The 26,652-nt window shown below is 41.9% G+C and carries 21 protein-coding genes and 1 tRNA gene; 7 read left to right on the top strand and 15 right to left on the bottom strand.

Translation table 11 applies throughout. From position 1 onward, the window contains the following. Window positions 1–121: 121 nt before the first annotated feature. The 9 genes from CIK93_RS09265 to CIK93_RS09225 all read right to left on the bottom strand — a co-directional run bounded on the left by CIK93_RS09265 (window position 122) and on the right by CIK93_RS09225 (window position 14,218). Window positions 122–3,091, bottom strand: coding sequence for an NACHT domain-containing protein (locus CIK93_RS09265; RefSeq protein ID WP_094447163.1), 2,970 nt, complete (start codon window positions 3,089–3,091; stop codon window positions 122–124). A gap of 78 nt (window positions 3,092–3,169) precedes the next feature. Beyond that, a complete protein-coding gene (locus tag CIK93_RS09260; RefSeq protein WP_094390859.1) occupies window positions 3,170–4,729 on the bottom strand; it encodes a hypothetical protein in 1,560 nt (519 codons plus the stop codon). A 13-nt stretch (window positions 4,730–4,742) separates the two neighbouring features. Then, a complete protein-coding gene (locus CIK93_RS09255; RefSeq protein WP_158215000.1) occupies window positions 4,743–5,747 on the bottom strand; it encodes a PD-(D/E)XK motif protein in 1,005 nt (334 codons plus the stop codon). A 14-nt stretch (window positions 5,748–5,761) separates the two neighbouring features. After that, window positions 5,762–8,098 (bottom strand): Z1 domain-containing protein, encoded by a 2,337-nt coding sequence (locus CIK93_RS09250; protein ID WP_094447162.1) that lies wholly within the window; start codon window positions 8,096–8,098, stop codon window positions 5,762–5,764. Window positions 8,099–8,101: 3 nt separating this feature from the next. Beyond that, on the bottom strand, window positions 8,102–9,652 hold the full coding sequence (locus CIK93_RS09245; RefSeq protein WP_094447161.1) for an ATP-binding protein: 1,551 nt from the start codon (window positions 9,650–9,652) through the stop codon (window positions 8,102–8,104). After that, complete coding sequence (locus CIK93_RS09240; RefSeq protein WP_094447160.1) at window positions 9,649–10,998, bottom strand: DNA cytosine methyltransferase; 1,350 nt, start codon at window positions 10,996–10,998, stop codon at window positions 9,649–9,651. Before CIK93_RS09240 ends, CIK93_RS09245 begins: the two co-directional genes overlap by 4 nt. Window position 10,999: 1 nt before the next feature. After that, window positions 11,000–12,394, bottom strand: a complete 1,395-nt coding sequence (locus tag CIK93_RS09235; protein ID WP_094447159.1) for a DNA cytosine methyltransferase — start codon at window positions 12,392–12,394, stop codon at window positions 11,000–11,002. 58 nt (window positions 12,395–12,452) lie between these two features. Beyond that, window positions 12,453–13,922 carry an RNA-binding domain-containing protein gene (locus tag CIK93_RS09230; RefSeq protein WP_094447158.1) on the bottom strand — a complete coding sequence of 490 codons (1,470 nt, stop codon included), beginning with the start codon at window positions 13,920–13,922 and terminating at the stop codon, window positions 12,453–12,455. Window positions 13,923–14,002: 80 nt separating this feature from the next. After that, entirely contained in the window at window positions 14,003–14,218 is a 216-nt protein-coding gene (locus CIK93_RS09225; RefSeq protein ID WP_094390873.1) for a helix-turn-helix transcriptional regulator, read from the bottom strand. A gap of 476 nt (window positions 14,219–14,694) precedes the next feature. On the opposite strand from CIK93_RS09225, the gene CIK93_RS09220 reads away from it, so the two are divergent. After that, window positions 14,695–15,951, top strand: a complete 1,257-nt coding sequence (locus CIK93_RS09220; protein ID WP_094447172.1) for an ATP-binding protein — start codon at window positions 14,695–14,697, stop codon at window positions 15,949–15,951. A 325-nt stretch (window positions 15,952–16,276) separates the two neighbouring features. On the opposite strand, the gene CIK93_RS09215 is transcribed toward CIK93_RS09220, so the two are convergent. The 4 genes from CIK93_RS09215 to CIK93_RS13695 form a co-directional block, all read right to left on the bottom strand. Next, the gene (locus CIK93_RS09215; protein WP_094434159.1) at window positions 16,277–16,789 is read right to left on the bottom strand and encodes a macro domain-containing protein; all 513 of its coding nucleotides are present in this window, start codon (window positions 16,787–16,789) and stop codon (window positions 16,277–16,279) included. 100 nt (window positions 16,790–16,889) lie between these two features. Then, window positions 16,890–17,303, bottom strand: a complete 414-nt coding sequence (locus tag CIK93_RS09210; RefSeq protein ID WP_094447157.1) for a hypothetical protein — start codon at window positions 17,301–17,303, stop codon at window positions 16,890–16,892. A 558-nt stretch (window positions 17,304–17,861) separates the two neighbouring features. Next, window positions 17,862–18,311 carry a hypothetical protein gene (locus tag CIK93_RS09205; RefSeq protein WP_094447156.1) on the bottom strand — a complete coding sequence of 150 codons (450 nt, stop codon included), beginning with the start codon at window positions 18,309–18,311 and terminating at the stop codon, window positions 17,862–17,864. Further along, a complete protein-coding gene (locus CIK93_RS13695) occupies window positions 18,272–18,436 on the bottom strand; it encodes a hypothetical protein (protein WP_158215506.1) in 165 nt (54 codons plus the stop codon). Before CIK93_RS13695 ends, CIK93_RS09205 begins: the two co-directional genes overlap by 40 nt. A gap of 223 nt (window positions 18,437–18,659) precedes the next feature. Here CIK93_RS13695 and CIK93_RS13480 point away from each other — a divergent pair, with 223 nt between their 5' ends. Beyond that, a complete protein-coding gene (locus CIK93_RS13480) occupies window positions 18,660–19,325 on the top strand; it encodes a hypothetical protein (RefSeq protein ID WP_144269541.1) in 666 nt (221 codons plus the stop codon). On the opposite strand, the gene CIK93_RS09200 is transcribed toward CIK93_RS13480, so the two are convergent. Continuing rightward, window positions 19,262–20,218, bottom strand: coding sequence for an NAD-dependent epimerase/dehydratase family protein (locus tag CIK93_RS09200; RefSeq protein ID WP_094440827.1), 957 nt, complete (start codon window positions 20,216–20,218; stop codon window positions 19,262–19,264). The two genes, CIK93_RS13480 and CIK93_RS09200, sit on opposite strands and share 64 nt — an antisense overlap. Before the next feature lie 174 nt (window positions 20,219–20,392). Here CIK93_RS09200 and kbl point away from each other — a divergent pair, with 174 nt between their 5' ends. The 5 genes from kbl (at window position 20,393) to CIK93_RS09175 (ending at window position 26,000) form a co-directional block, all read left to right on the top strand. Continuing rightward, the gene (gene kbl / locus CIK93_RS09195) at window positions 20,393–21,580 is read left to right on the top strand and encodes a glycine C-acetyltransferase (protein WP_094390869.1); all 1,188 of its coding nucleotides are present in this window, start codon (window positions 20,393–20,395) and stop codon (window positions 21,578–21,580) included. Between the two features lie 379 nt (window positions 21,581–21,959). Further along, window positions 21,960–22,769 (top strand): N-acetylmuramic acid 6-phosphate etherase, encoded by an 810-nt coding sequence (locus CIK93_RS09190; protein ID WP_094447155.1) that lies wholly within the window; start codon window positions 21,960–21,962, stop codon window positions 22,767–22,769. Window positions 22,770–22,910: 141 nt separating this feature from the next. After that, a complete protein-coding gene (rfbC, locus tag CIK93_RS09185; protein WP_094447154.1) occupies window positions 22,911–23,513 on the top strand; it encodes a dTDP-4-dehydrorhamnose 3,5-epimerase in 603 nt (200 codons plus the stop codon). 86 nt (window positions 23,514–23,599) lie between these two features. Next, window positions 23,600–24,850: an adenylyltransferase/cytidyltransferase family protein gene (locus tag CIK93_RS09180; protein ID WP_094447153.1), complete on the top strand. Its 1,251-nt coding sequence runs from the start codon at window positions 23,600–23,602 to the stop codon at window positions 24,848–24,850. Further along, entirely contained in the window at window positions 24,816–26,000 is a 1,185-nt protein-coding gene (locus CIK93_RS09175; protein WP_094447171.1) for a sugar MFS transporter, read from the top strand. Before CIK93_RS09180 ends, CIK93_RS09175 begins: the two co-directional genes overlap by 35 nt. 505 nt (window positions 26,001–26,505) lie before the next feature. On the opposite strand, the gene CIK93_RS09170 is transcribed toward CIK93_RS09175, so the two are convergent. Beyond that, window positions 26,506–26,593, bottom strand: a tRNA-Ser gene (locus tag CIK93_RS09170). Window positions 26,594–26,652 lie beyond the last annotated feature (59 nt).

Here is a 26,652-nt window from a genome sequence, read left to right as displayed (position 1 = left end):
AAGAATTTTATCTGTCTCATTGTTGGACAGAACCCCTCTCGTAGATTTGCTCGGCAAAAGCGAACCTGCCGAGAAGTTACAAACTGTAAGAGAATTAAGTCTTAAATTTATTTAGTGGACACTAGTGATTACACATATAGTCTCTTGTTAATAGATGCTTAGGAAGATTTGAATCAACAAATACATAATGATATACATATTCACCAATTAGCCTTTTATCGCTAACATTGGGCGTACGCAAAATACAACCATAAGCGACTGCATATAATCGTTCCAAAATATAAGGATCATCTATTCCTTCGAAAGATTTCAATATTGAAATAAGAGATAAAACATGACCTTGAAGCAGATTGACCATTGCCTTGGTTGTTCTGTCTCTAAGTGCATTTTTAGTAGAACATAGAAACCATGCCATCAATTGACCTGTCAATCGAGCCACTTCATCATCCACTTCTGCAGATACCCCCAATCTCCATGCCCATTCTATGAGTCTGTCGATATGTGGACAAGAGTAATTATTGTCAACATCTGAATAATCTAGCAAGAACCTCTGGAGCACTTGTTCCCTATGAGGCAAATCCATTTGCTTCATAGTATTATGCCAACGATTACTATTAAATGGATGACCAGGAATAGGAGCAAGTAGAATTAATGTGTTTAGATATTCAAAATGCGAGAAGTTCTCTGTTTTTAAGTATTTTACAATTTTATCGACATCAATATGTTCTTTTGACCTCCATGCCAAGCTTTCTAATAAAATTTCTGCACCAGATTTATATAAATAATCCACTTCTGATAAATTGATCACCTCCCAAAAATCAAGATTATATTTCTCTGGTAGTAAAATTGCAAATTGCTCTATAATGCCTGAAATATTTGTATTTTTATAAAGACGTTTCTTGAACTCTGCATCAGCAAATTGCTCTATAATTTCATCACGATTAGGGCAATCGTTAATTAACGCTTCTGCCATGAAATAGTCAGACAATCTTTGATAGGTGAATCTTATATATTCCACCTCTTCACCAGGAACATAATCCTTTGACAAAATGCACGAAGTGATTAGGTCTTTCAAAAGTGTTGGGTATTTTACTCCCACTTTCTCTGACAACAGTCTGTCACAATGGTCAAAACTGATACGATCTGCCCCTATATCTACAAACTCTTTTGCAATAGCTTTGATGGATTTAGAAACAATATGTTTTCCATCATATATATCATTCTTATCATCAAACTTACTATCGTACACCTTTCGATAGGCATCAAAGAGAGAAGATGCTCCCGTATGAGCCATAATGAAACGGCCATGACCTTCCTTTTGAGCGACCTCGCATGATATATGCAACATCAAAGGATTACTATACTCTGGATTAAGTAATGGAAGTGTTGGAGCCGCAATTTTATAATAATTGCAGAACTTATGAATAGCCTCTTCCTCATTCCCTCTTAAACCACCGTGATGAATAAGATGTATGCTATCATCCTTAGTGAAATTATCTGGGATTTCATCTTTGATATATGTGGACCTAATCGACAGGATTAATCCTACAGCAGGATATCTCTTAATAAGATCAACAAAAGCTCTAAGATTATTTTTCCAATAATGACGACCTTCTGTTTCGTTGATTGCATCGATAAGTATCATGAAGCGTTGATTACGCTCAATGCCAATACAGTTGCAATTATTCAGAAACACATCTAAGTCGCAATTGATACCTATTAGTTTCTTAAAATTACATTCTATTGATTCTTTTTGATCAAAATCTCTACCTAATAAGAACACTACAGGCGTATGAGATTTAATTAAGGAATCAGACAAATGCCCCAAGATATATGACTTTCCACATCCAGCCTCACCTTCTATGATTGCAATTGGAGTATTTGTAAATAGGTAATTTGTGCTTCTAATTGCATAACTAAAACCATCGCAGTATCGCTCTAATGTGTACAATCTTGACAAATAAGCATTTAGAGACTCCTTGTCTTGTCTGCATGATTCCCCATGAAGTTCCCTTAACTGCCCATAAATAGAATTCATTAAGGACTTAACTTTTGACATAAAGTTATTTATTAATGAACTACATTTGGAGAAATCTATTTCACAAGGGAGTTGTAATTCAAGACAACTAATAATATGAGAAATATGATCTTTAATCTCCATGAATTCCGTTTCCAGCAATCCTGTAGGAGATGTCGACTCATTTCCATAAAAATGTATATCACGAAACCATTTTTCAAGAGACTCTGTAAAGACCTTGAGAAAACTGTCATTACGACAAACTGCATCTAAATATGGTTGAATCGATGTTTTAACATCAATACCAAAATCAGGACCTAAATTCTTCTTCGATTTACTACAAAGGTTCGATAATTTATTATGAGTCAGTCCGTTTACACCAAAATATCCAAAATGAATAGTTGGTAACCTTTTATCTTCTAAAATGGTATTAATGCCTTTAAGATATTGGCCATAACCCAAATGTCCACGTTCTTCATTTGCCTGCACCCTCACAAACAAACCAAGGAGAACATTTTCATTGGCTTCATTCTCAACGAAAATACCGCCTCCCGAATAACCCTCCACATAAAAGTTTGCAATGCCTTGTTCCATATTTAGGAGAAATTGCTGTTCCCCTATGCGCTCTTCTATTCTTGTAACATTACTTGACAATACTTCTTTGTGATTGTTCGCTTTTGGGAAACCCAATAAAAGCATGCTTTTGGTTTCTGCGCAATTGTTAACAATTTGTATTGTTGATAAGTTTGGATTTATAGAATCAACATCGACTTTGTTCAATACAATTATAGCAAAATCTGCATCTTTCTTTGGTGAACATGCTACAGAATCGGAGAGGTTTCTAATAGTTATAGGTTCATAGCATTGATGAGTGTATGAGTAGACCTCTACATAGATACTCTTTCGGAGAACTCCAAAAAGATCGCCATCTTCATATAGGTTATGAGCTGCTGTCAATGCATAGAGTCTTCCACCCAGGTATTCCTCGTAATACAAAACACCAGACCCTATAACATGTTCGCACATGTCTTTTAAGCGAACTATATTGCCTTTTTTATCAAATTGAAGTTCCATATATTGCAGCCTTTTATGTTCTTAACTGTAAAACATTCTGATTATCTCAATGAAATAAACCATCCATTCTGATACTATTTATTCCAAAGAAATTTGCATATTAAGCCCTAGAGCTGTATTTATCTTTTGAATTTGCAAGTATTTTGTCACTGTATCTGAGCACGTGTTAGCGTAAAGTCCATTTCCTAATTCCTTGAATGCGTTTGCATATTTCGGATTAACCACTGTATCAATTAGAGGGGAACCGCCATTCTTGCCCATTGTAATATTGAGTGCTCGAACATTATCAACGCCTGCATACTTGATTACCTCGATTAGGGTATTCACAACTTGTTTTTCGCAAATCTCTCTACCATCATCAAACACTATGCGAATCTTTTGTCTAACGGAACGTCTTCTTTCCGATGACATATGGATGCTATCCAAAGTGGGATAAGGGTTGTTCCAGTCTATTTTCTTAAATAGTGCCTGCCAATGGAACATTTCCATATTTGGGAATAAATCGCCATAGAAATCTTCTACTGTAGCATAGGCAGACATTGGACGCGGATATTCAGAATCTAAATCTTCACGTAATAGGTCTATTAAAGTAGGATTAGCAATGCAAGTCAGAATACCGTGAGCGTCAGTAAAAGGTGTTTCATAGTCAACCTCCTCTGCTTCAGCACTATTCTCATCTTCTGGGGTCAATCCCAGTTCCTCCTCTGTTGGCTCAGGCAATTCATCACTACCATTTCCCGCGTCCTTTTCGCTTTCACTATATTCGTCTATCAGGAAGTCGATGTATGCAGGCAGGGCATATGAGAATGTATTATCCATCTCGGCATCCAACTGTTTTATTTCATCCAATGAAAGGAATTCATTGACAGCATTACGATATTCCTCCAGCGTGTCACAAGCGAGAAAAATCCTTCTGTTGTTAGAAATGAGCGAAGTGCTAATAAGTTGCTTTATTGCACGCACATACTCCTGTACCGTTGGTTGGTCGTAACCAGCAGCATTTAAGTATCTGGCAAAATCACCCAGATGTTGTGTGTTCGTTAACTCGCGATAAGCTGCATTGGCTTCACTTCTGCGTTTCGATCCCATAGCAACATATTCAGATGTATCAGGGAAAAACATTTCAATATTGGCAAGGAATAGACTGATATATTCTTGAGGGAATAAAAGAACGGAACCATCATTCTTTAACTCACGTGTGATGAAGTCTCCCTGTTCAACCGCCTCCTTCTGCCATGAGAAACGAGAATAAAGAGAAGGACTTGACGCAGTACCAATACGTTGCTTAGCTACATGAGGATTCCATGCTGCAAATACTCGGTTGTCCGAATCATAACCAAGCAAGATAAACAAAGCCTCTGTCTCTTTTATCTGAAGCAATGTGTCAACACCAGTCAACTGGGCTCGTGAGACATCAGGGTTGCTAAAATAAGCAGATGAAAGATTCTTAATATAGATGTAATACTCTACGCCCTCGAACATTATATGACAAGGATTTTTCTGACCATCAATAAATTTGAAGGTAGCAGAGGCATTCATCTCTGATACAAATATGTTTAGTAACTCAGATGATGTAAGATTCTTACGCTGAATGGGCGTTTGCTGCTCTGGTTCCAGTATTTTATTTACTTCGTCCATATTTACTATAGTTTTATTTGAACAAACTTTTATACAATGGGCTTTCACCACGTTTGAATTCTGAATCAGGTGATTGAATATCCAGAATACCTGAAAGATTGCTGTTGAACCCAACGCCTGTAACTCCAGGGTGAACACCATCCTTGTCAACTCCAGGCACATCTTTGGAATCATAGTATCGAAGCGTATCACATGCTTCAACGTAATCAAAGAAAACCTCATTGAGCCGATGCATGTCTGTACCAATGGTTTCTGCAATCACTCTCATCATGTGCATTCGTGCATCAACAGAATTAACTCTACTACAAATCTTATCGTAAAGGTCTCGGACAGACAAGCCATCCTTGCTCTGTGCCGATTCTCTGACTATTGCAGAAGCCACGACAACACGAGAATGTGCGGAAGGACACAATTGATCCAAAGAGAAGTGATGAATGCGTGTTTCGCTGCTTGTGCTCTTAACTTCCACCTTGTCGCGTCCCATTGAAAAATCATACTTAGCCGTAGGCGACTCGTGCCATGCTTTTATCAATACCTCTGGCATGTAGCTTTGTTCTATTACCAGTAGTTCTGTCCATAATCCTTGAATTTTCTTGCGTGGCGGACACGTCATAGAAGAAAAAATAGAGATTAGATTCTCAACCTCAATGGCGATTTCGCGCTTTGAAGGAATCTCTGGCATTCTGTCAAACATCATTATAACAATGTCGAAAAAGTCCTCCTGTAGTATCTGATCAACAGAACGGAGGGTTAAGATGGTGTAATGGTGCGGCGTTTTCGTATCATTGTCATCAACAAAAGTGCATGATAGATTATACTCAACGGACAGAATATCAAGTGTCGTATTCGGGATGGACGATACTGTATCGTTAGTACATACGAAGAACTTAGGGTACCCCTCCTTCGAGATTCCCAATTTGTGGTTAGTATCCATGATTGGAATAACCGCAAAGTTTTTGTCTTCTGTTGTGATTTTGGCCAGAGCTTTGAACTGCTCAAATAAAACTTTATTTTGCATAGTCATTCCTTATTTTAATCATCGTCTTCAACATCCTCGTCCTCTTGATTAGCTTGTTCTGAGAGGACATAATTTGTTGCAAATGACTCTGGGTAGCTGATTGCAAGCGAGTAAGCATCATCGGGGTAATCTACGGGCTTTACTCCATCCAACTTAATGTGGTATAGTTGAATGGTAATAGAATCAGAGCCGACAATCGCCAAATCACCAGGGTAAACGTCTGCACCACTTGTAGATCGACCAGTCGCCAGAGGAACGGTTATCCTCAAAGCATTGTAATCAAAATTACGGGAACGAAGGTTTGCGCCAATTCGCTTGTATGCCATCTGGTAGAAATAAACGAACTGTAATGGTTCATCTTCTTTATCAGCCAAATAGCGTAAGTAGCGTATCGTCGCAGCCTTTCTAGTGGCATCCTTATAATTCCCAAACTGGAAATCATCAAGGAACTCTATTGCCTCATCAACGGGCATTCGAAAGCCACGATGACAGCGGTCATCTGTATGATAATCTTCTTCGATGTTAAAGTCTTCGATATGCCTTTCAATAAACGCCTCTGCCACTCGTCTGTTTTGCTCAATACGCTCTTTGCTCTCGTATGCTTGCATTTCCTTTACGCCCTTCAATTGGCTATTGACAATACTGATTGGCAACACATTTGCGCGTGTAGCTCTCATCTTTGGAGAAAGAAGTATCTTACGCTCAGCTGCTGCAAGGTTATCGCATGTAGCAAGAACAGAACGCAATTCTTCTTCGTGGTCAACGTAAGCCTTGTAGTCGTTCATTGTCCAACTTGGCAGATAAACGCGACAAGATTCGATGTAATCACGCTTATAACCAAAGAAACGGCAACGCTGCTGGATGGTGTCCGCATTAGCTGGTCCTGTAGAGTATCGAGGCATGTAGGTTGTTGCAAGGTTCTCAACGGTGAATCCACGATTGAGCATTTCAGCACCAACTAATACATGCATGGCGTACTCATCCCATTCTATTTCTGTTTGGGCATCCTTATCGGTGTTCACAAGATAAACTTTCCAACTACACAGCACATTTTGAATCAGAGGGAGCAACTCTTCAAATTCAGGTCGTTCCTCTACGTTATAGAACTCTATTGCAGCCGGGAACAATTCGCGCAGACGTTTAATCAAACTACGTTTATCATCGTTGCCTTCATCTTTGCGTATTGACTTACGCCATGATTTCAACTGCGCGTCAATCCACTTCTTGAACTTCGAGTTGTACTTCTTCTCTGTAGCAGGGTGAACCATCATCGAAAGATAGTTTACTCCATCTCTTCGTAGGTACTTAACCACAATTGCTACGGCAAGAATGTGCATAAGTAAAGCATCCTTCAAGGATTTTGGCATGCGGTCAAGCGGATTCTTTGTTTTATGGAAAACCTCCTCGTTTGGAATCTGCTGAATCAACCTGCCTCTATACAATTCATGGTTTGCTCCACGTCCGAAATACAATTTGCCTCCAATGTAACCTTCCCCCGGAGTCAGCAGAGTGTGACTCTTAGGAGACAGCATGTCCTTCATACTGATAAGGATGTTGGCTTGTGGAGTAGCTGTGTATTGGATGTAAGTATTACCTGGAAGCGCATTACGCATCTTGATAATAGAATCATAGGTCGCTGACTTTTCTTCTTCCTCATCCTCTGCCTTCTTACTATTTTTACGGCCATAGCTATTGAGAGAAGCCTGATCTGCCTCATCGTCAATGATAAGAACAGTTTCATCCTCCATGGCTTCAATAAAGTCGTTTGACTTGAAGATGGAAGTCAAAGCGTCAATGTGCTTATGATGTTTGAGGATAGGTATGAGCAGAATGGTGTTGTCCATGTAGAGGTTGCCCACAATCTGGTCAAGGTCATCAATCTTTGGGTCTTTGTGTATCTTGAAGACTTCACGATTGTTGACTCCACTCTCCTTTATCAAGTCCTTCTTCAATCGTTTTGATGTCTGATCTAGAAGGTTTGTCTTAGAGCCTGCCAGATAAACAACCACTCGATAGTGATTGTCGAGAGCAAGTGCCGTAAGGCCTGTAAACGACATGGTCTTACCACTCTGCACATAACCGACAACAAGATGCGTTGTTTCTGGATTATGCACAGCATTATGAGGATTGCAATGCGCAAGAATGTGAGCAGTTTCTTCGCGTAAAGTTGCTGCTCCAACTGGTGTAATACCTTTCTTCTTGTATGAGCCATCAGGTTTAGGACCTATCATCTGCGAAAATACAAATGAGTTGAAATGCGCACCCAGTTCCACCTCGTTTAAGACAGAACTGTTTGTTGCGTCAACCGCATTCGCACCTGTTGGCGTGTCGTTTATAATAATATGCTGCATACTTTATACTTTGGTCTTTTTGATGTAAGCGTTGAATGAGTCGAAGAGTTCAGCCGTTGAGTCGTTACCTTCTTCCTTAGCCATGAACTTTGCAAGAGCCATGGTTTTGAGGATGGCAACAATGGCTTTCTCTGAGTTCTGGAAATGCTGGAAGAAAACATGGTTCATGTTTATTTTGCAAGTAACCACATTTTCGTCCTGCTGCATGGTATCAAGCCATACAAGTTCACTTCCCTTATCAACCATCTCAACACGTAGTTTGTAATCCTTCCCATTGATGTTGTAAGTATCATCAAAGTGTCCCATTACAAGTGGTGTGTCCTCTACGGTTTCACTCACGATTGATGGTTGAGGAGTTGTGCCGGTGGTGTAGGTTGTCGTGGTGGTTGTAGTTACTGGCTGTGGCTTTGTAACCACTTCAACCTTCTCGTTCTTTTTCTTGTGGTTGTTGTGCGACTTTACCAGTTTGTTTACTTTCTTCTGGCGTTCGTCAAGACGATAATCTTCTGCCTGATTGTAAAGGTCAAACTCCTTGGTGTGTATTTCACCACGAAGCATCTCCATCAGAGCTTCAAGATTCTCTTTGTCCTGAAGATCATTCTTATTGAAGGATACTGCAAAGCCCTCCAACTCCAACTCTCCGAAGATACGCTTGTAACGGAATGTACCAGTAGAACCCGAAAGGCTCTTTGGAAAGTATCGTCCATCAGTTTCTGCGCCATAGACAACACGTCCACGACGCAACAGGACGAAACCGTTCTTCGTACTATTGATGTCCTTCAGGATTCCAATGAAACCCGTAGCTCGGTATTTGCCAAACTTGAAATCAATATCCTTGCGCCAATAGATTGCAGGAGCATTTGGGTTCTTTACCGATGGTGCTGTGAGTATTTCAGACTCTTCAAATGCCAATTTTATGCCATCAACATAGATGTCGGCCTCATTCATACGCAAAGATTTGCGATAAATACTGCTTAGTTCTGTTCTTATCTTATCCAAAGCCTTCTTGGTCGGTGCCTTAGGCGTTGGCGAAGTTATCCGAATAGAGGTGTAATGTTCTGCAGTCTCAGCTTCCTCTTCTTTGACTACAAGTTTGGTGAGACTGTCGGCTAGCACCTTATTAAGGTCGAATGTGATTGAACGGGAAACCACTTCACCTAGTGCAGAAGTTTTCAGACTCCATTCGTTGCCAAGCCAAAGCGCAGCAGTCTTCAAGCCCATACCAAACTCATTCAATCCCTCATTGTTTTCTGGGGTATTGGCAAGTTTGAATGCTTTGGTGTAGTTTGAAGCATCAATTCCGCCTGCATTATCTGTGATTATGATTGCCGTTGCCTGATTGGTGTTTCCATCCCACTCAAAGTCAATATCAATTCGAAGCCGATACTCTGAATCAACCGCAAGAAGTTTCTCCTTCTTATCACGTGACGACTGTAGGGCATTATCCACAAACTCAGCCAGCACATGTGAAGGTGTGTTGGGCAGATCGGGAATGCGTCCGTACATGTTTGCACCGATTGTTATGTCAACGGATGAAATGTTTTGATTTGTCATAAACTCAGAAGGTTTTTTGCAATATGTTTAACTATAGTTACATTCACTGCATTACCAAGAGCTGCATATGAACGAGCTACCGACAATTGGAAACTCTCATCACCAAACTTGAGTTTCATCATTCCCTGCAATTTGGCTGCCTCTTTTCTGGTCATATATCGTCCTTTAGAGGGCTCTCCTGGTTTATAAGAACCTTTGGGTAAATCTATCCATAGAAAAATCGGAATTTGCGTGCCAACCAGATTCAATGCGGGAGAGAAAGTTGGTAATTTAACTCGTATACCAGATGCACGGAACTGTATAATTTTGTCCTCCAATATGGGTTTTGCATCATCACCACAATTCCATTCTAATTTAAGATGGCTGTTCTCTAAATGCTGAATCTTAGATATCCAAGGATCGAGCCATTCTTTGTTTTTTTTGTAGAATTCTCGATTCTGTTCTATGTATCTAATTTTCCAGTCTGGAAAAAACTCAGCCTTATCTGTTTGTGAATAGATTGGAAGACACCCTAAACACTGGGCCTTACCAACACCATCTATGGGCCTGCCTAAATGACCATGCTTCCCTTTCAATTCTTTTAAAGATTGAAACGCAGGTGCCTTCTTTTTAAATTCGTAGTCAGCGCCAAACTCCATCGCCCATATTGGGAAACGAGGAATCTTCTGACCATGAGCTATGGTCAAATCTATAAATTCCTGCCATAGTGCCAGTTGTTGACGTGTATCAGCTTTGAGTTTAATAAAATCAGAATCGTCTTCGTCAATAATCTGCTTTATATTGCTAGGCCATGACTTTGGTGGAATAGGGAACCTGAAATTTTTCAGATTTCCCATTTCCCTATTTTCACATACTATGTATATACGTCGGCGGTGTTGTGGTATTCCCCATTGATGAGGTGATAATATCGCAGGTTCAGCCACTTCATAGTTCAATTCTTTGTCAAGCATCCTATGGATGGTTTGCCATGTACTCCCCCCATCATGTCCTTTCAAGTTAGAAACATTTTCAAGAAAAACGTATCGCGGGCGATGATATTCTATTATTTTGCAGATATATGTAAACAAATTACCTCTGTTTTTCTCATCGTTAAATCCTTGTCGCTTACCAGCCTGACTGAATGGTTGACAAGGAAAACCAGCACAAAGTATATCGTGGGCAGGAATGTCTTCTGGTCTAATGCTCGTTATATCTCCCTCTATCCTAGTACCAGGGAAATTTATAGCGTATAGTTTTCTTAAATCTTCACGTAATTCTGACGCAAATACGCATTCATGCCCTAATTCACTAAGAGCGAAATGGAAGCCTCCTAAGCCGGCAAATAAATCTATGAACTTTAATGGCATATTATTTCTTATTAATCAATTCTTCAATCGTTGTTAAATATGGTGCATAACGCTGTTTGAGCCTAATAGTATCTTTGTTGATTCCTACAGACTTCAGTTTGTATTTTGACGAAACATCAAAGCCAACACCGATGTATGTATCTCCTGATGGCTGGAATCCTAAGCGTATTATATAATCCTTTCCAAAATATTTAGGCTCAGAATCTGTCAGTTCGTACAACTGCATCCGTCCATTAGAATGAAGCAGAAGCAATCTAGGGAGGGGTTGCAAATCCTCAACACTCATTGAACCTTTACGTCCATCAGCTCTGACGTAATAGAAGCCTTGGTGAGTGATGATTTTCCAATGGGGATAGCCCTTGTAGAAGCCTACCAGTACACGGTCTTCTGGCTTGATGTCACCACGCTGCTGTTTGCGTTCAGAGGTAACTTTCTCGATAGCCTCTTTGATAGAAGTTGCCAGAATCTCTGCCATCCTTACAGGCACAGCATTGCCTATCATCTTATAGGCATCAATGATGTTGGGACAATCTATCTCAAAACTATCAGGGAAGGTTTGTATTCTGGCACATTCGCGCACAGTCAAACGCCTGTATTCACGATACCGTCCCTTGATAAACGACCAATCCTCATGAGCATTATAAATCATGCTTGGCGAGGATGGATGCAGGGGTATGTTGTAACCTGTAGCATGGATAGTGAATGATGGCTTATCCCAACTGCGGCGGCGATTTCCGCGATAATAATGTGGCCCAAACTTGCCGTTGTAATAGATGTTGCAATCAGTCATCACCTCGACCTCTTCACATGGAATGGGTGTTGCCGTAATGTCGCCTATGGCATCTTTTAGCGTCAATGGCTTATTAGTAGAAGGCAGAGGGAAATGGTAGTCAATTCCCAAGTCGTGACGGAAACCAATTAGGAACACACGTTCACGATTCTGGGGAACCTCATAGTCAACGGCATCGAGCAAACGATATTTCACATCATAACCAATCTCGTCCAGTTGAGCAAGGAAGGTTTCAAAGACATCCTTGAACTTTTCATCGAGCAATCCCTTGACATTCTCAATTACAAAGAACTTGGGCATCTTTGCCCTAATCATGCCGATGTAGGTGAGAAACAACTGGCCTCGCTTATCATCAAGTCCCTGTTGCTTACCTGCTACGCTCCAAGACTGACAAGGAGGACCACCAATGAAACCGTCACAATCTGGCACATCTTTGGGGTCAACACTAATTATATCTTCTTTGCAGAGAATCGTATTAGGATGATTCTTTTCATAGGTCGCATGAACGCCTGGTTCGAACTCATTAGCCCAAACCACACGGAATCCAGCCTTTTCAAAACCAAGGTCAAGACCTCCGCAACCAGCAAAGAATGATATCACGTTCATTACAATTATTCTTTCTTCTTTTTATTCTTGTTTACTTCTCACCCTCAGTTCGATATAGCTACACAATCTCAATAACGCAATTGTAAGGGATAATAACCTCCCATTTGCCAGAACGAGGGGAACCTGTTCGAGAGATATAGCCTTTCTGTTTCATTTTAGCAATTTCTCTCTCCAACGTGCGTTTCTTTACCGCCATCTTTACCGCCATTAGGTCGATAGAAATTGAAGCATCAGCCCCAATCAAATCTATTATACTTTTCTGAATATCAGTCATTTCTATTAGCGCCACATCACCGCCAACTTTACCGCCAGTTTTACCGCCATCCTCTTTGGTATAACTCTGTGAGACTCTCACATCAACCTTGAATGCCGTGATAAGATTGACGTTGAACTCTGCGGGTTGGTTGCCATTTTCCTTCAGGTCAGTCTGGACTTGACCTACACCTCGATTGAACATATTGACATAGCCCAGCGTCTTCATGGCACTGGCTACAAGTGGATTGCGATAGTCGTTCACACTTGGGAAATTCTCAGGACGGGCATTTCCATACAAGCCACCAGCATTCAGAATCTCCAGATGGCTGGCAAACTCATAGAAGCGAAGTGGGGTATTACTCTGCATATCGCGGTGCATACAGGCGTTGAGAAGAAGTTCTCGGATAGCCTGATAGGGGTAGTTGCTGACCATTTCCTCGCGAAGGATAGAAACAAAAACGGGTTTCTTCTTGATGACTGACAACTCCAAAAGTGATTCCAGGCGTGGTAACAGTTCGCAATAGTTGCCTTCCAACTGCATTTCGTTCTCTACCTCACTGGTCACGTCCTCACCCTTGAAACACACATACTGCACATAAAGACCTGGCATAAAACGGCGCGGCTTGTAGCCAAATAGAACAACTGCTGCGTATGTGGGGCATTTGTGCTCCGTGTCATACATACCCACAGCGGCCATCTGTTCCTCGATGGGACGAGTGTCAGATTCCACCAACTCATTACCTAATAGCGGTATCAGATATTTTGTGCGCAACAAGTCCGTATTGATATCATTCAGTTTGGCAGCCAAACAAGGCATGGTGTCAAAGGTGGCCATGAAAGACATTCTTCGTTCTGCAAGGATGCGTTCTTCTGCCTCCGTAGCTATGTCACGACGAGGACCGATACGAATAAAGGTTCGTCCACGATAGCGTACAGGAGGTAGGTCAGACGGACTAACTTCAGCAACCAATAAGTCACCTTCCGGGAACTGGAAACGGTCAACACTCATAACAGGTATAGGCAGGATGTTTCCGTTGCTGCGTATGGCTGCAATCTTCTTCAGTAATTCATCAGTGACCTTCAACCCCGACAACTCTCCGTTGTCGTAAGCGCCCAATATCAGGTAGCCATTCTTGCGCGAATTGGGCAGATCGTTAGCAAAGGCACAGATAGCCTCTTGGAACTTATCCATGTCACCTGTTGACGTGGTTCGCTCCACACGATAGGTTTCCGTGCTATGCAGCAGTTCTTGTATTTCGTCTTTTGTTATCATTTGACTTCGTCTTCTTCCTTCTTGCAAGGCATAGCCAAAACAAACTTTAGCTCTGCTCTTGCTTCGTACGTCATTTCGACTTATTTCTCTTGATTGAATTCTTCCTGTCTCACCAACTCCTGCACAGGCACTTCAAGCGCATTGGCTATTGCAATGAGGGCTTCAAGGCTGGGCTGAGTGGTATTGGTGACCCATTTGGACACTGTAGCAGGATCCTTACCGAGTTTGTCGGATAGCCACTTGTTGTTTAGGTCACGTTCTGCGAGAACGACTCTTATACGATTTAACTTTGCCATGATAGATTTCTGTTGTTTGACGGCAAAGTTACAAAAAATAATCGAGACAAATGCTGATATGCTCAAAAAACTCCATAAATAAGCCAAAATTTGATTAAAAGACCAATCTTTTGATGAGTACATGAAAATATTCATGCTTATTATTAAATATAATGTGTATTTGAAATATCTTTTGAAATGACTGACAACCATATGGTTTTCTCCGCGGAAATCGCATTCATATATGGAGGCAATGATAGTTCGGAGAAAGATGTGTTTGGTTCAGAGAAAAGTTCAGAGAAAATCATAAAAAGTTCGTTTCTCCAAATGCTTTGAGTTTGCCTCAATTTGAAACTAAATTTTGGTCACTCTTGCTATCTCTGCATTAAAATTATGTCAAGATTGGCAGTTTTTTAATATAAAACTTGTGTAGTAGAATAAAAAGAAGTACCTTCGCATCATAAAAAGTTGCCAATACTGGCAAAAATATAATGCAAATGATGGAGATAAAAAGAGACAGGTATCTAAAGCAGTTGGTAGAAAGCCGTCAGAATGGCTTTATCAAAGTGGTAACAGGAATCCGCAGATGTGGCAAATCATATCTGCTGAACGTCTTGTTCTATCACTACCTATTAGATAATGGAGTGGCTGATGACCACATCATCCGCATAGACCTTGAAGATCGCATGAACAAGGAACTGAGAAATCCAGACACTATGCTTCACTATGTTCATGACAGAATCAAGGACAAAGAACTGTATTACATCATCATAGATGAGGTACAACTGATGGACGAGTTTGTGGATGTGTTGAATAGTTTCCGTCATATTGATAATGCCGACACATACGTGACAGGCAGTAACTCTCACTTCCTATCATCAGACATTCCTACGGAATTTCGTGGTCGAGGAGAGACTATTCATGTTAATCCATTGTCTTTTGCGGAGTTTTATTCTGCCGTTGGCGGTGACAAGCAGGATGCATGGCGCGAATACTATACTTACGGTGGTTTACCGCTCATTCAATCTTTTGAAACAGAAGAGAAGAAGATAAACTATCTGAAGGAACTGTTCGAAACAGTTTATTTGGCTGATATTATCGAAAGGCACAGAATCAAAAACGATAATGAACTGCGTGAACTGGTGCTTATTTTGGCATCGTCTATAGGTGCTCCATGCAATCCGACTAAATTGTCGAATACTTTCAAAAGTGTTAAGAATGTAAGCATAGGCAGTCAGACGATTTCCAATTACCTTACCTTCCTGTCCGAATCGTTCCTGCTGAACAAAGCTATACGTTACGATATAAAAGGTAAGAAATACATCAACACACTATCCAAATACTATTTCTCTGATATTGGTTTGAGAAATGCTATCCTTGATATGCGCCAACAGGAAGAGACGCATATCATGGAGAACATCATCTACAACGAACTTATCACACGTGGTTATAGTGTGGACGTTGGAATGGTGGAGATAAAGAAGCAGGACAAGGATGGTAAGTGGGTTCGTATTCAACTGGAAGTGGACTTCATCGCCAGTCTTGGAAGCAAGAAATATTACGTACAGTCGGCATTGTCTATACCTGACAAAGAAAAAGAAATACAGGAGTCTCGTTCTCTGACCAACATCAATGACTCTTTCAAGAAGGTTATCATTGTGAAAGACCACATTATGCCTCGTCGAAACGAGGAGGGAATACTCACAATCGGTCTTTTCGACTTCTTACTCAAAGAGGATAGTTTGGATTTATAGAACAAATAGTCCCTTACTTGGGATTTCTATTTTTGTTTGGCTTTACAGCCCCTTTTACATTCTCTTATCGTTTACGCGTATTTGTAATCGCATGATACACAATAGCGTTTATATTTGAGGAGGTGAAGTAAGTATAGATAACTACCAAAAGGTATAGATAGATAAATCCGCATAGCTCAGGTGAGTTATGCGGATTTTCTTTTTAGTTATTCCTTTCCAATAATAGAACGATACATGAGTAATTATGTTTTTTCTAGTATCAAGCCAGACTTTGCGATGCAGGATGAGTGATATTTAAAGAGCTGAGCTATAAGGCCCAGTTCCCCTACAGATAATACCGGGCATCATCTTCAGAGAAGCAACAAATGATAACCTCTCCATCGTAGCCGTTTCGGATATGTTCGCAGATAACACGTTTTGCAATTTGTGCTGCTTCAGCTTTCGGAAAGCCAAATACTCCGGTACTGATACATGAAAAAGCAATACTCTTCAAATGATGTTCCTCTGCAAGTTGCATCGCGGTATCATAACAAGATTCCAGCATTTTGCGTTCATTGTCAGAGCCACCATACCATATAGGTCCAACGGTATGAATGACTTTCTTACAAGGCAGTTGATATGCTTCTGTCATTTTACTTTGACCCACATTACAGCCACCTAAGGTTCTACACTCTTTCAGAAGTCCAATACCAGCGGCTTTATGAATAGCGCCGTCCACGCCACCTCCACCCAGCAGAGTCTTGTTGGCAGCATTAACGATGGCATCTACTTCTAACTTAGTTATGTCACCTACAACAATTTTTATTTTCTCTCCGGTTTCAGATGTAATCGTTTTCATATCTTATATTTACTTGATTTTATGCCACAAAATTACGAAAAAAAAATCGAATGTTGTTCAAAAACATACCTATAACAGATACTTTTCTTCATTATGCATTTTACAATTCCTCTTCAGAATAAGAAAACATCAGAGAAATCACCAAGAGATGTGGCATTTCTGCCGACTCTTCCGTTTGCCAATACGTTGACTCTTGCAGGTCAAAAGCTTTGTCTCCAGTGTGATTTCCATTTTCGTTCTCGCTATTAGCATATTTCACCTGCCATTGGTCGCGAGCAATGCGTTGCCCGTTGACATCTCTCAGATATATCTCAGCAACAGAGAGCGGAGTACCGTCTTGTGTATCGAAACACTGTAGAGCGATGTATCTGCCCGTTGCCAGTTTGCCAAACTTCACACTCTGCCATCCGTTTCCTGACGCCATAGCGCCGGTAGTAACGGGAATGACAGAATTGAGATCGGACCTGTTGCCTATATTATTGTGTTTGTTAGTCTTGACAAGGGTATCGTCCAACGTTTGGCAAGGGTATTGTCTAACGTTTGGCAAGGGTATCGTCCAACGTTTGGCAAGAGTATTGTCTAACGTTTGGCAAAGTTTTTTTCAACGTTTGACAAAAGTATTATCCAACGTTTGACAAAAGTATTATCCAACGTTTGATAAAAGTATTATCCAACGTTTGATAAAGGTATTATCCAACGTTTGATAAAAATATTATCAAGGTTTGAAAAAGCGTTGACAAACATCAGCAACCCCAATTAGACATCGACACCATGGCCCACTTAGTATATCATGTTTGCGATAGATGAAAAAATTCGCGTGGTCAATGGTGGTCGATGGCGATCGAATATTTTAGGCTTCGACCACCACTTAAATCTCTAAGCTACTGCATGTTATACTATAGGTATGGTCGAGTGGTCGAAATGTTCTTGAAAACTGATTTTACTGTATGCGAACATTGCGCCACGCCTTGCATTATGGAATCAATACTAAGAGAAGCGAATAGGGTTGGATTCCACATTGGGAAACCAGCCCTATCTTTCACATCATACAAATGTAATATGACGAAACATATTACTTTTTCTTCTTGCCAAACACGCCTTTGACTTTTCCAAATGCACCTTTAGCCGCATCTTTCACTTTATCGGCAGTTCCTTTGGCACCTTGTTCCTTCACATCTTTCACGCTGGTAGGAGCATTCATTTTGCCTTTGCCGACAGGCATAGATGCGTCGGTAGTGGGATTGCCAGCCAATCCATTGAAATATTTTTTCAGTCGATCGTCTTCATAATCATCTCTCGAAGTGTTTCTTACCTTACCCGAAAACTTCTGCACACCATAGGATCCCTTGCCCGAAACGTTCAGTTCCACGGTTTTGTCACCATCCACAATAAGTGTGGCATTATAGGTTGCGGGGCTTCCATCATTTTCTTTTTCCTTGCGTTTCAGGGTAAATGTTTCCTTATTGCCAGCCTTTTTATAGTTCACAATATCGAAACAGGGATCCTCGTCACCGGCATCCATCCAGTAGAGTTTTTATTACGTTCGATAACGTGGCGACCGCCGTCAAAAAACAGCAGTTGCACCTGTGCTGACGCTGACATCGCCATGGCGAGGAGGGCAAAAGTCATTAAACCTTTAATTTTCATAGTTTTCTGTGTTTTTTAATTATTATTGTTTTTCTGCAATCTATCTGTTTACATTCATCATGATGCAAAATTAGGGGGAAAAACAGGAATAACAATACTATCGGTAATAAAAATTTTATTTCATTACTTTTTTATTTTTGTTTCCAAAGTTTTTTCATTACCTTTATCACTTCAAACAACCTATGGACTATGAATACGAAATACGACATCACCCGATGTTATCTTGAACACAGTTTATACACAAGGCGCGCAACAAAGGCTTCATACCAGTGGTTACCACAACGGTACTCTCCTTTCACAACGCTCTGACATGCTGGATGCCCTACCCCACAAACTGCAAATTTCACTCCATTCGCGCGAAGGAAACAACACAGACAATCCTCAACAGTACATCGACGAAGTAATAACATTTGCCCAAGAGGCTGCCCGCCGAGGATGTATTGTTGTTTTACGTCTATGGAACGAAGGGGACCATAATCAGATGAACGATTCCATTCTGAGAATGATAGCCGGTTATCAGCCTCAACCGTGGACTTCGAGAAACGACGGATGGAAACTTGCAGACAATCTGCTTATCGAAAATGACAACATGTTCGACTGGTCTGACCTCCAGCAGAAGAGCTATGGAGATGAAGAAGTGTTGGATTTCATCCTTCGTTTTCTCGCCATGGCAGAATTAAAGCGAGCTTTATTCTGCTCATTTGGCTTAACGAAAACGTTGGATTTCATCCTTCGTTTTCTCGCCATGGCAGAATTAAAGCGAGCTTTATTCTGCTCATTTGGCTTAACGAAAACGTTCTCCACTTGTATGTGCTTTCGATATGTTTATCCTTTGAGCTTTATGGTAAGTTTCTCAAGCATATCCTTTGTCATGGTGTCGAGGTCGTAGGTCGGACACCAGTCCCATTCATTTCGAGCGCAAGAGTCATCCATGCGATCGGGCCAGCTCTCTGCGATGCTCTGTTTCAACGGATCTACATCGTAAACCATTTCAAACTCAGGTTTGTACTTCTTGATTGCAGCAAAGACGGTCTCTGGTCCAAAGCTGAGCGAAGCGATGTTGAACGCGTTGCGGTGAACAAGGCGTGTGGGGTCTGCCTCCATAATGTTGATGGCAGCCTTCAATGCATCTGGCATGTAGATCATGTCCATGAGTGTGCCCTCCTTAATCGGACAGACAAACTTCTCGCCACGAACGGCTGAGTAGTAGATGTCAACAGCGTAGTCTGTAGTGCCGCCGCCTGGAGGTGTCATGTATGAGATAACACCAGGATAGCGCACAGCGCGAGTATCTACACCATACTTGTTGAAGTAGTAATCGCTGAGAAGCTCTGTTGTTACCTTTGATACGCCGTAGATGGTGCGCGGACGCTGGATGGTGTCCTGCGGTGTGAGCATCTTTGGCGTGCTCAAACCAAACGAACCGATTGAACTCGGAGTGAATACAGCGCAACCGCACTCGCGAGCTACTTCGAGGATGTTCCATAGGCCGTCAATACCGATTTTCCATGCCAGGCGTGGCTTCGACTCTGCAACAACAGACAGTAATGCTGCGAGGTTGTAGATGGTGTCGATGTTGTACTTTTTCACTACATCGGCAATCATCTGAGGATTTGTTACATCGCATTCTGCCATTGGTCCTGCCTCTGCAAGTTCCCCTTTAGGCTCAGCGCCTTTTATGTAACCAGCTACAACATTTGCGTTTCCGTAAATGCTTCTTAACTTCCTTGTAAGCTCTGAGCCAATCTGGCCTGTTGAGCCTATAACCAAGATAATGTTCATAGTATTATGTATTTTAGCGTTTATAGGTACAAAGGAAAGCATTTTTTTCCAAATAGCAATACAAAACCGCTCATTTTTTTGTTCTATTGAAAAAAAACACAAAAACCTTTTTTTGTTTGAAAAAAAATGAGTTATTTTGCATTTCAATAACTAAAACTTTTAAATAATCCTATTATGTACGGAAAAGTAAAAGAACATCTCGCAAGCGCTTTGGAGAATCTGAAGCAAGCAGGCCTCTATAAAGAGGAGCGTATCATTGAAAGCCCACAGCAGGCAGCTATTCAGGTAAAGGGCAAGGAAGTGCTCAACTTCTGTGCAAACAACTATCTTGGTTTGGCTAATAACCCACGCCTCATTGAGGGTGCAAAGAAAATGATGGATCGCCGTGGTTTCGGTATGTCGTCGGTAAGATTCATTTGTGGTACACAGGATATCCATAAGGAACTTGAGGCAGCCATCTCAGAGTATTTCCAAACAGAAGATACTATCTTATATGCAGCATGCTTCGATGCCAATGGTGGCTTGTTTGGCTCGTTCCTCTCTGAGGAGGATGCTATCATCTCTGATGCACTCAACCACGCTTCTATCATCGACGGTGTGCGTTTGTGTAAGGCAAAGCGCTACCGCTATGCTAATGCAAACATGGAGGAATTGGAGAAGTGCTTGCAGGATGCCCAGGCTCAGCGCTTCCGTATCATTTGCACCGATGGTGTGTTCTCTATGGACGGCAATGTGGCACCTATTGATAAAATCTGTGACTTGGCAGAGAAATATGATGCTCTTGTCATGGTTGACGAGTCTCACTCTGCAGGTGTTGTGGGTGCAACGGGTCATGGTGTGAGTGAACTTTGCAAGACATACGGTCGTGTAGATATCTATACCGGCACTTTGGGCAAAGCCTTCGGTGGTGCTCTCGGTGGATTCACTACTGGTCGTAAGGAGATTATCGACATGCTGCGCCAGAGCAGTCGTCCGTATCTCTTCTCCAATTCGTTGGCTCCATCAATCATCGGTGCAAGCCTTGAGGTGTTCAAGATGCTGAAGGAGGATAACACCATTCACGATCGCCTCGTAGAGAATGTAAACTACTTCCGCGACAAGATGCTCGCTGCCGGCTTTGACATCAAACCTACTCAGAGCGCTATCTGTGCTGTAATGCTCTACGATGCTCCGCTGTCTCAGCGCTATGCAAACCGCCTGCTTGAGGAAGGCATCTATGTTACGGGATTCTATTACCCCGTAGTTCCGAAAGGTGAGGCTCGCATCCGCGTTCAGCTCTCTGCCGGTCATACACGTGAACAACTTGACAAGGCTATCGCTGCATTTATCAAGGTGGGCAAGGAACTTGGTGTGCTGAAATAGTATTACATCATTAACTGAGCCCACTTTGAAAAAGGGCTCAGTTAATGATGTAATCTGAAACAAACTGCAAATTTGAAACATAAAATCTCCCGATATATTACTAAGAGGGTGCATCAAAAGTGATGTATCCCTCTTTTGTTTTTCTGCAAGGAACCTTATAATACTTTTCTCGCCATGGCAGAGTTTAAGTGTACTTAACTTCGTTGACTTTCCTCACGTTCGGAAAACTTCAAGCGAGCTTGATTTTTCGCTCACTTAAACGGAAAGTTAACTCTGCTCATCTGGCTTAACGAAAACGATCAAAAAAAACATCCTAATATGAACATGGTTCAATAATTTATTGTATTTTTGCACCTAACATCCAAAAAAGCATCACACAATGGACAAACGAATTACAGAGCAACCATCACACTATGACCATCTCGAACAAATGACCATAGCACAAATCACAGCTGATATAAACTGCGAGAACATGAAAGTTCCCGTTGCCATAGGCAATGCACTACCGGCAATCAACAAACTCATCGCTGCGATAGAACAAAAACTGAAGTGTGGCGGAAGGCTATTCTATGTGGGATGTGGAACTGGCGGACGACTTGCAACACTCGACACCATAGAAGTGCAAAACACATACGGCACTGACGGCACACAAATACAAGCTATATTCCCTGGCGGAACGGAGTGTCTGACACAAACACGTGAGTCGCGTGAAGATGACACAAAAAACAGTTGGCAACAACTGATCGACAAAAACATTTCCACTGCCGACATCGTTGTAGGCATCTCAGCCAGCGGAACCACTCCGTTCGTACTTGCAGCATTGCAACACTGTCGTGCTAACGGCATCACAACAGGATGCATCGTCAACAACCCCAACTCACCCATAGCCAGCCAAGCCGACTATAAAGTGGAGGTTATAACAGGACCCGAGTTCGTCTCGGGAAGTACCCGAATGAAAGCCGGCAGCTCACAGAAACTGATATTCGACATGATAAGCACCACAGTACAGATACGTCTCGGACGTGTTGAAGGCAACAAAATGGTGAATGCAAAACTCATCAACGCAAAGCTCATCGACCGTGCTGTGAGAATTTTCATGGAGCGCAATCCCAAATACAAAGACTATGATGAAGTTAAAAAACTCATATTAAAAGCCGGTAGCGTGAAAAAAGCCGAAGCACTTCTATAAGGTATAAAACGTTTTTTTAACAAATGCAACAATAAATTTTGCAATGTCACAATTATACGCTAACTTTGCATGATACAATAATATCATATCGTTAGCGAATACATCGCTATTTCCTATCAACCCCTATAGAACAGGGTCATTATGAATGTAATAAAAACAAATATCGAAGGCGTACTGATTCTTGAACCAAAAGTGTTCAACGATGCACGCGGCTATTTCTTCGAATCCTTCTCACAGCGCGAATTCGACGAGAAGGTCAAACCAATACTGGGCCACACTATACGCTTCGTACAAGACAACGAGTCGATGTCAAGCTATGGAGTCATGCGCGGACTGCATTTCCAACGACCACCATTTACACAAAGTAAACTCGTGCGGTGTGTCAAGGGAGCTGTACTCGACGTTGCAGTAGATATACGTAAAGGATCACCTACATTTGGTCAACACGTTGCCGTAGAACTGACAGAAGACAACCACCGACAGCTTTTCATCTCCAAAGGATTTGCACATGGTTTCGCCGTACTATCGGAAACGGCAGTTTTCCAGTATAAGTGCGACGAATTCTACCATCCAGAGGCTGACGGCGGCATCTCTATCATGGACCAATCGCTGGGCATCAACTGGAAAATACCCACCGACCAAGCCCTACTGTCGGAAAAAGACACCAAACACCAGATGTTGGCCAACTTCGATAGTCCGTTCAATATAAATACAAATCTATATATTGAATCAGAGACACGCTGACGCCATTACCACTATAGAAATACAACCCAAAACTCATAAACAGGATGCACTTGTAACGTTGTGTCCACCTATTACAACAAAAAAACATGAAGAAAAAAGTATTTGTAAGCGGCTGTTACGACCTACTACATTCCGGACATGTGGAGTTCTTTCAGCAAGCAGCACAATATGGCGACCTATACGTGGGCATCGGATCCGATGCCACCTATTTGGAATATAAACACCGCAAACCTATGTTTCCGCAAGAAGAACGCCTCTTCATGGTGAAAAACATCAAGGCGGTAAAAGAAGCCTATATCAACCAAGGAAGCGGAGTGATTGACTTTCTGCCCACACTCGACTTGGTGAAGCCCGACGTCTTTGTGGTCAATGCAGAAGGTGGTTCTGACGAGAAACGTAAACTCTGCAAAGAAAGAGGTATAGAATATGTGGAATTGCAACGCACACCACACGAAGGACTCCAAGCACGTTCGTCATCATCACTAAAGGCTGAACTTGCCAAAGGGCAACAAGAAACAGATACGACACAGGCTGGAAGCACAAACGGTGAATCTATCCCCACCCGACTGGACTTGGCAGGCACATGGATAGACCAACCATACGTGAGCATGCACCATCCCGGATGGGCCATCACCATCTCACTCGAACCAACATTTGAAGTAAGAGACCGTTGCGGACTATCAACATCAACACGAAAAATGATACAGAAGATATGGCCTGTGAAGCTCCCTAAGATGGATCCGGAAATTTTGGCGCGACTGGTATTCTGTTTTGAAAACAATCCTGAACGCCACGATGGAATCATATCAGGCGCACAAGACTCAATCGGCATCTGTATTCCAGGACTCTGCCGACACTATTACGACCACAATTTCTGGCCGGAAAAGATAGAGACAACACAGGACGAAATGACGCTCCGATTCCTTGAAGACCATCTCGTAATGATACCGATGGCTCCCAGACGACCAGGATGTAGCGTGGTAGAGGATAAAGACATCACCCCCGACAAGGTGAAAGCTTTGGCTGATGCTGCTGATGCCTGCTGGACTGCCATCCTCGCACACAATATTGACGATTTTGCCGCAGCTTACAAAGCATCGTTTGAAGCACAAATTGCCATGTTCCCTGGCATGGTCACCCCCTCCATCAACGGCGAGAAGCTCCACGAAGCAAGCGTACAACCCACAATAGACCAATACAGTGCCATGGACGATGTACTGGCTTGGAAAATGCCTGGTGCAGGTGGAGGAGGATATCTCGCCTTGGTAGTAAAGGACAGTAAAAAATTTACAAATGCTCACCATGAAGCCATCAATCTTCAAATACGAAGGGCATAATTACCTTATCCCCTTCTTGCTCATCAGCTCCCTGTTTTTTATGTGGGGCTTTGCACATGGTATATTGGAAGTGTTAAACCCCCACTTCCAGGAATCATTCCATATCAGCAAAGCCATGTCGGCACTGACACAGGCTGCTGTCTATGGAGCCTATTTCCTCATGGCACTACCCGCAGGATGGATTATTCAGAAATGGGGATACCGCAAAGGGGTAACGACTGGACTCATGTTATTCGGCATCGGTGCACTGATGTTCATACCTGGATTACTGGTTAATAGCTTCTACTATTATGTGTTGTCACTATTCGTCATTGGTTGTGGACTGACATGTCTTGAAACAAGTGCAAACCCATATACTACCGTTCTCGGACATCCCGACAAGGCAGAGAGTCGCATCAACCTATCACAATCGCTCAACGGCATAGGATGGATTGTGGGACCGTTGGTGGGCGGTCAGCTGTTGTTCACTGGAGTAAGCATCGCCGTTCCCTATGCTATCGTTGGCATACTTGTACTTGTCGTGGCATTTATATTCTCTCGTGTCAAACTACCTGACCCTCGCAAAACCCATGAAGCGGAAACGCAAGAAACGAGAAAAGACATACCGATCAACGTTGTCGCCTTTACTTTCGGCATGCTCACTTTGTTTCTCTATGTAGCCGCTCAAACTGGCGTAAACAGTTTTTTCATCAATTACGCCGTAGAGTGTATCCACATCGAAAAACAAGAAGCCAGTATGTATCTTGGTTTTGGCGGCATGGGATTGTTTTTTGCAGGACGCCTGATAGGAGGAGTGTTGATGAACTATATCAAACCCAAATATATATTAATGGTATGTGCCATGCTCACCATATTCTCCACTCTTGTCATTGTCACTTGTAACGGTTTGGTATCGCTTGCAGCCTTCTTCGCTTTATATTTTGGTGAGAGCATCATGTTCCCTACCATTTTTTCCTTGGCATTAAGAGATGCAGGAACCCATACCAAGATAGCCTCATCGCTGCTCATTATGACCATTGTGGGTGGTGCCGTTGCCCCAATACTGATGGGATATATTGCCGACACAACCGGCTGCATGGCTACATCATTCATCATTCCCCTACTCTGTTATGTCGTAATTGCAGGATATGCCGCAACAAGAAGGAAATAGCGAACAACCATTCCACGCCAAGCATAAGAATTACTGTGTAGGCGGTATTTCCCCTTTCTGACCGTAACATCTCCCATCTATTTCCCATATTGCCCGTAAGTTCATTGGGACTTACTTAGGAGTTTCAGCGGACTTACTTAGGACTTACTTAGGAAATAGCACGCACAGGGAAGGAAGATTTCCTTTGGGCTTTTAACAATACAAAACGATATCCGTATGTAAAGAAACAATATCAGAATTAGATATTTTACATCGTTACAGTTTTACAGTTTTACAGTTTTCAAAAACGTTTTTTGAGGCTCATTAGATAGTTTTTTGTGGTTTTTAACTGGTAAAAACGCTACGAACCCATCGTTTTTGCTTTTCAAAAACTGTAATACTGTAATACTGTAACGGCATGATGTTTTATACAAGTAAACATATTTCCATATCAGCACTCTATTAAAAGGTTTTCTAACAAGCACACAAAAAGGGAACCTGATTGATTCCCTTTAAGATAGAAAAGCGGAGAGAGGGGGATTCGAACCCCCGAACCGGTTTTGCCGGTTACACGCTTTCCAGGCGTGCCTCTTCAGCCACTCGAGCACCTCTCCTTTGCGTTAGCGGATGCAAAATTACTACTTTTATTTTGCATTGGCAAGAAAAAGACAGA

This window comes from Prevotella sp. P3-92, from assembly GCF_002251205.1.
In the GTDB taxonomy this organism is placed as follows: domain Bacteria; phylum Bacteroidota; class Bacteroidia; order Bacteroidales; family Bacteroidaceae; genus Prevotella.
The sequence above is the reverse complement of the archived record's forward strand: the minus strand, read 5'-3'. Positions and strand labels throughout refer to the sequence as shown.